The organism is Gardnerella vaginalis (assembly GCF_001563665.1).
Taxonomy (GTDB): domain Bacteria; phylum Actinomycetota; class Actinomycetes; order Actinomycetales; family Bifidobacteriaceae; genus Bifidobacterium; species Bifidobacterium vaginale_A.
In genome coordinates this window covers 122,723-128,980 of sequence record NZ_KQ961850.1, presented here as the reverse complement: position 1 = coordinate 128,980, position 6,258 = coordinate 122,723, and the positions used below count along the sequence as shown (strand labels likewise).

Annotated in this window: 5 protein-coding genes and 1 pseudogene; all 6 read right to left on the bottom strand. The window is 36.5% G+C overall.

Annotated elements, in window-relative coordinates; genetic code table 11:
• A pseudogene (locus tag HMPREF3230_RS00860) lies at nt 1-229 on the bottom strand (amino acid ABC transporter permease); the annotation flags it as partial.
• Between the two features lie 30 nt (nt 230-259).
• Complete coding sequence (locus HMPREF3230_RS00855) at nt 260-1,168, bottom strand: ABC transporter substrate-binding protein (RefSeq protein ID WP_075523102.1); 909 nt, start codon at nt 1,166-1,168, stop codon at nt 260-262.
• A 369-nt stretch (nt 1,169-1,537) separates the two neighbouring features.
• Nucleotides 1,538-2,032 (bottom strand): SsrA-binding protein SmpB, encoded by a 495-nt coding sequence (gene smpB, locus HMPREF3230_RS00850; RefSeq protein ID WP_075523101.1) that lies wholly within the window; start codon nt 2,030-2,032, stop codon nt 1,538-1,540.
• A gap of 101 nt (nt 2,033-2,133) precedes the next feature.
• Complete coding sequence (locus HMPREF3230_RS00845; RefSeq protein WP_230955888.1) at nt 2,134-3,471, bottom strand: CHAP domain-containing protein; 1,338 nt, start codon at nt 3,469-3,471, stop codon at nt 2,134-2,136.
• Between the two features lie 294 nt (nt 3,472-3,765).
• Nucleotides 3,766-4,689 (bottom strand): permease-like cell division protein FtsX, encoded by a 924-nt coding sequence (gene ftsX, locus HMPREF3230_RS00840; RefSeq protein WP_075523100.1) that lies wholly within the window; start codon nt 4,687-4,689, stop codon nt 3,766-3,768.
• Nucleotides 4,686-6,233: a cell division ATP-binding protein FtsE gene (gene ftsE / locus HMPREF3230_RS06570; protein WP_075523099.1), complete on the bottom strand. Its 1,548-nt coding sequence runs from the start codon at nt 6,231-6,233 to the stop codon at nt 4,686-4,688. Before ftsE ends, ftsX begins: the two co-directional genes overlap by 4 nt.
• Between the last annotated feature and the right edge of the window lie 25 nt (nt 6,234-6,258).

The window sequence follows — 6,258 nt, the reverse complement described above, 5'->3', positions numbered from 1 at the left end:
ACCACAAAGTCCAGAAAATACCAGAAAGAACATTATTGCTTATAAGATATATTCCAACTTGATCCCATTCAAAACGAGGATTCGTAAGAATACCATATAAAAGAACACATGCAATAATTGCGCTTACAATACCTGCAACAATAGGGCCAATTTTCTTAACAGGCAAAATCTTCTCAAACTGTTCTTCAGAAGAGTTATTTTTAGAAAATTGTTCTGTTTTTAAGTCCATAATATTTACTCCAAAATTGTTTAAACATGCTTAAACTTCAGGATTTATAACTGACTTATCAACAGCAACATTTTCAACACCCCATTTTTTCAAGATGTCTTTATAAACGCCAGAGCGCATAAGCTTATCAATACCAGCTTTAACAGCCTTAAGCATCTTGGAATCACCCTTCTTGACAGCAGCACCCATTGGCTCAGAATCTTTACTATTAGCTATGATTTCCAATTTTCCATCATTTTTAATAGACGCATAACCTGCAACAGGAGTATCAGCATACATAACATCTGCTCTACCTGATAATAAAGCTACAGTAGCATCAGTTTGTTCTTTGAAACTCATAATTTCAAGCGGCTTATCTCTCTTTACTTCACACTGTTTCTTCGCTTCTTCCATAACAGGCTCCCCTACTGAACCAGTTTGTAAAGAAACCTTTTTACCGCATAAATTGTCTGGATTAACTTTAGTTGGATTTCCTTTACGAACTTCAAAAGATAATCCAGCATTAGCATAAGTTACAAAATCAACACTTTTCATTCGCTCTGCATTAACAGTAAAACCAGAAATTCCAACATTATATTTACTACCAATAGCAGGAATAATTGCATCAAATGGAGCATGAACGATCTTAGCTTTCAATCCAAATACTTTTGCTAAAGCTTTAGAAAAATCAATTTCATATCCAACAGGAGTTTTTCCATCTGCAGCAAAAAATTCTGCAGGAGCATAACTTACATTTACACCTACAGTTAATTCACCGCTTTTAACAACATCTTCAGGAAGCATTGCAGCAATTTCAGGATCTTTTTTAATCGAGTTGACATCATAACTTCTTGCAATATCTGGATCAGACGCCTGTGAATCAGCTGGACCACATGCACAAAGACTTAACAATAATAACGATGAAACAGCAACAGAAATATTCTTAACGGATTTAAACATAACCTTCTCCTAAAATCAGTGTTTAAAAAATAAATAATTTACATTGATATGTATAACTATACAGGAGAACGTTACAATTTAGAGCAGAATTTATACAAGCTTTTGCATAAACAAGAATACACATACAGCGATTTAGCGCAATAATAAGAATACGCAAAAATAAAACTGTATATTATTCATAAAAATGAATAATTATGTGTCGCGAAACAATTTAACAATCTGCAATATTACTATTGCTAATATTATTATTTCTAAAACTACTATTCTGAAAACTACTGTTACTAAAACAAGCATCTACATGCAATATCGAAAAAGTTAAAATGCTTTCTTTTGCAAAGATAAAACTCATACAAAATAGCGAAAACAATATCAAATAGCGCGCGAATGCAAATTTTTATATCGCATAGCACGCAATGCCTCACGCTTATCTTGCTCTTCACGCAAAGCTTGACGCTTATCGAATTCTTTTTTACCTCTAGCTAAAGCAATCTCAACTTTTACGAAACTGCCACGAAAATATAATCTCAAAGGGATAACAGTGTATCCTTTAGCTTCTGTTTGCCTAGAAAGCTTAGCAATTTGAATAGCATGAAGTAATAATTTACGTTTACGTTTAGGAGCGTGATTATTCCAAGTTCCATTCAAATATTCTGGAATATTCGCACCTTCCAACCACATTTCGCCACGTCTATCAATACTTACAAATGACTCAGCTAAAGAAGCGCGACCTTCACGAAGTGATTTTACTTCAGTACCAGTAAGAGCAATACCAGCTTCATAACAATCCTCAACAGCATAATCATGGTAAGCTTTACGGTTATTAGCAACCGTTAAAGTACCATCTTGAGCAAGTTTCTTATCCACTTTTCACTCCAAAATATTAGCTTCTTATAAAAATTCTTAATAAAATAGCTCCTCATAAAAATTACAAGAAGCTATCTATTATTTAGACTACAAATCACATATTAGTAATGCACAAACTCGTATCTAGACGCATTTTGTATAGTTCTGTAATGCGGAAAAGTAGAAAACACAACTCCGCCTTCAGAAATCAAAACAGATCCATCGGAATTCACGCGCTCAACAATCGCAACATGCCCATACATTCTGTCAGATCCAGCTGCACCACGAGGGAACACCATAGCTGCACCAACATGAGGAATATTATTAACTAAATAGCCATAACGGCGACCAGTATTAGCCCAATCAGCACCATTACCCATATGAGTTGCAACAGGAAGTGATAATTGCGATCTGCGCAAATACGCCCAAAGAGTGCAATTACGCGCAGGATACGTAACAGGTCCGCCAGTATTTCCAGTGTTATGCCCGTAACAGAATCCAGAACCCTCAGGACAATTTCCAGGAACAGTGTAATCCATTCCATTAGCAAAACCATCAGAAGCAGGCATAGGCTGCAAAACAGGACGATTCAAAGATATACGCCTACCACCTTGCTGACGATTACCATTCCTAGGATCAAGACGAGCAAGAGGACTATTAGCTAAAGCTCTAGCTTGAGCATCAATTGCAGACTTCATTTGAATAATCTCTGCAGCTTCACGAGCTTGCTGAGATTTCAAACTACTCTTTTCACTCTCCAATTGTTTACGAATCGCATCACCCTGATCTCGCAAATCTTGCAACTGTTTTTGCTTATCTCTAGCAGCAGCAGCAGCAGCCTCAGCGCTTTTTGCTTGATCTTGCGCTTTTTGCTTTAGCTTTGCGATTTCTGCTTCAATAGCTTCTAAACGCTGCTTGCGATTCATAGAATTATTAAGAGTTACAGCAGCATTATGAGCCGCATTAGACTCACTACGAGCAACAGCGCAATCAGATTGCAACTTCCCTACAAACTGTTCTGTAGTTGTGGAATTAGTTAGCATAGCCATAATATGCGAAGAACTAGAGCCATGGAAACTTTCGCGCGCAAGCTGTGCAACAGCTGCTTTTGCATCATCATAATCTGCACCAGTTTGCTTAATTTTCTCTTCTAAATCTTGCTTATCTTTTTTTGCAGATTCAAGACGTTGATTAGTTGATTCAACAAGACTACGAGCCTGTTCAGACTGCTGTTGAGCTTGCTCAGCTGCACGAATTTGATTAGGAATTTGACGCTCATTAAGATCATTTAATTCCACTATTTTATCTGCAAGTTTTTTACTAACTCCAGATAATTTTTTACGCAAGGCAGCATTGTTTTGCAATTTCCTGTTGTATTCTCGCATACTAACAGCATTCGCAGGAGAAACAGTAAACAAAGACATTGCTATACAACTAAAAAGAACTAATGTAGAAGCCATGAACATACTAATCGCAATATGAAAACGACTATTGAAGTTCATTACAGTCTTCATAATCATCCTTTCAACGCTTCTGTTCGTGTAAGTATAACATTTTAATTGAATTATAAAAACTTACAAAAGTAAAAGAATCATATAAAATTCACACTTTAAATAAGTTAAATAAACCTTTTAAGTACAAGTCTTTAAGTTTTTAAGTTCTCAATCCTTTAAGTTTTTAAGCCTTAAGTCTTAAATCTTAAGTCCTAAGTACAGTTTTTAAATCTTAAGTACAGCTTTTTAAGTTCTTGAGTATTATGCTCTCAAATATCTACGCAATGCAACAGAAGAAGCAATAATAGAAAGAACTACAGCACCTATAACAAGCATTGGAACAGTCACCCATACAGTAGCTTGATTGACAAATGGCATCCACTTAACTTTTTGAGCAAGCCAATCTGTAATAAACACTTTTACAACGGCACTCAACACAAGACCCGATAGTAGCGAACCCATGAATGAAGCTATAGCACCTTCAAGAATGAACGGCATGCGAATAGTCCAATTTGAAGCACCAACAAGTCGCATAATTTCTGTTTCCTGCTTACGAGAAGCAGCAGACATACGAATAGTCGTGCCAGTAAGCAAAATAGCAACAATAACCATCACAGCAGCTAATACGACTGTAATCGCAGTAGCTCGATTCAATACACTAAAAACAGGATCAAAAATTTGACGCTGATCGACAACACTTTCAACGCCGCTGCGACCTGAAAGGACTTCAGAAACAACTTGATATTTCATAGGATTACGCAATTTCAAACGTAAAGAATCTTGCATATCTGCAGCAGTAAGAGTACGACCTTGATAAATTCCTTGTGGATATTGTTTCAAAAAAGTATTCTTATAAAAATCTTCCCTACTAACATACGTAATGTGAGAAACGTCATCTCCAAGCTCTTGATTAACAACTTCCTCAAGTTTAACTATCTCTTCTTTAGTTGGAGCTTTACCAGAAGCACAGGTTGCAGACTGACTTGTTCCGTCAGGACAAAGCCATGCAACAACTTCAACTTTATCGTACCAATCACCTTTAGCTTTAGTAATCTGAGCTTGCATTAACACAGAAGAACCTATGAAAAGGAACGAAATAAACGTAACTAGCATGACAGAAAGAATCATAGAAACATTGCGGCGTAAACTTATGCATGTTTCTGAAAATATGAATCGTAATCTCATTTATTCTCTCCATCGATAATAGAATTTGCATCTTCATCATTTGCGTAAGAATTACTACTGAAAGAACCATTAGCAGAATTATTATCGCTATTTTCAGCATTATTCTTTCCTTGCTCTAAAGAATCAGCTTTAGAACTACTAGACGCAGAGCGCTTTTTATCATTTTTATTAAATTCAGGAGGAGCTGGAGGAGCAGGAGGATTATTATTAGAACCAGAATTTGGATCCGAACTATGATCCAAACCAAGCTCAGAACTATGACCAGACTCAGAATCATTACCAGACTCAGAATCATGATTAGAATCCAACACTAATCCGCGCCCCCAAGTCATAGTTGTTTCCAAAGATTGGAAAACTTCACCATAACGACCTGTACGACCGGAATGCACTGACTGAGCTAAACGCGCAATACCCTCATTTTCAGATTCTGAATTCTTCAAAGTATTAGCAACTAAATCTAAAGCCTGCTGAGCTTGTAATGCTCGAAGCTCTTTTTTAGACAATCTCTTATGTTGAGCACCATTCTTGAATTCACTACTATACGAAAAACTAGAAGACGAGCTAGGAGAATTTGAAGATTGCGAATTATTAGAACTCTCACGTTCTTTAGAATCAGATTCAACTTTTTCAGATTTTGCATCGTATTTTGAAGAGTCAATTGATGACGCATTTTCACTATCGCTATCAAACTCATTCGCATTATTTTTCGAAGATGTTGTTGAGGCAGAATTATTATACGAATCATTTTTATTTTCTTCTGTTTTGGCGGATTCTGATTCGCTATTTTTATAAGATAAATCAACAGATTGCTGAGCTTTAGAATTTTGCTCAACATCAGCATCTGGAAAATAAAGAGCAGAATCATAAGAGCCTTCACGCTCATCTCGAACAATCTTGCCAGCATGCAACTCAACAACACGCTTACGCATAGAATTCACGATTTCTTCGTTATGCGTAGCCATAACAATAGTTGTGCCAGTTCTGTTAATAGCATCTAGAACTTCCATAATTCCAAGAGAAGTAGTCGGATCTAAATTACCAGTAGGCTCATCGGCAAGAATAATTTGAGGATGATTTACATACGCTCTAGCAATAGCTACACGTTGAGCTTCACCACCTGAAAGCTCATGAGGATAATTATTTTCTTTTCCTGTTAATCCAACTGTTTCTAAAACACGCGGAACTAGCGAACGAATAGTAGCTCTACTCGTACCAATCACTTCTAAAGCAAAAGCAACATTTTGATAAACAGTCTTATTGTTTAAAAGCTTATAATCCTGGAATATAAATCCGAGAGATCTGCGATATTGAGGAACTTGGCGATTTGCTAAGCGTCTTAAATCATTGCCTGCAACATGAATCTCTCCGCTACTCGCTTCTTCTTCACGCAATAGCAAACTTAAAAGAGTAGTTTTACCAGATCCGGAAGCGCCTACTAAAAATACGAAATCACCGCGATTAACATCTAAAGAAATATCATCTAAAGCTGGACGCGAACCCTTCGGGTAAATCTTAGACACATGTTCTAACGACATCAGTGACATGTTGACTTTCCTTTATTATCCTACT

What these genes read in the sequence shown, in the direction of transcription:
- ftsE (WP_075523099.1), bottom strand. Translation starts at nt 6,233, where the DNA reads ATGTCACTGATGTCGTTAGAACATGTGTCTAAGATTTACCCGAAGGGT.
- HMPREF3230_RS00855 (WP_075523102.1), bottom strand. Translation starts at nt 1,168, where the DNA reads ATGTTTAAATCCGTTAAGAATATTTCTGTTGCTGTTTCATCGTTATTA.
- HMPREF3230_RS00845 (WP_230955888.1), bottom strand. Translation starts at nt 3,471, where the DNA reads ATGGCTTCTACATTAGTTCTTTTTAGTTGTATAGCAATGTCTTTGTTT.
- ftsX (WP_075523100.1), bottom strand. Translation starts at nt 4,689, where the DNA reads ATGAGATTACGATTCATATTTTCAGAAACATGCATAAGTTTACGCCGC.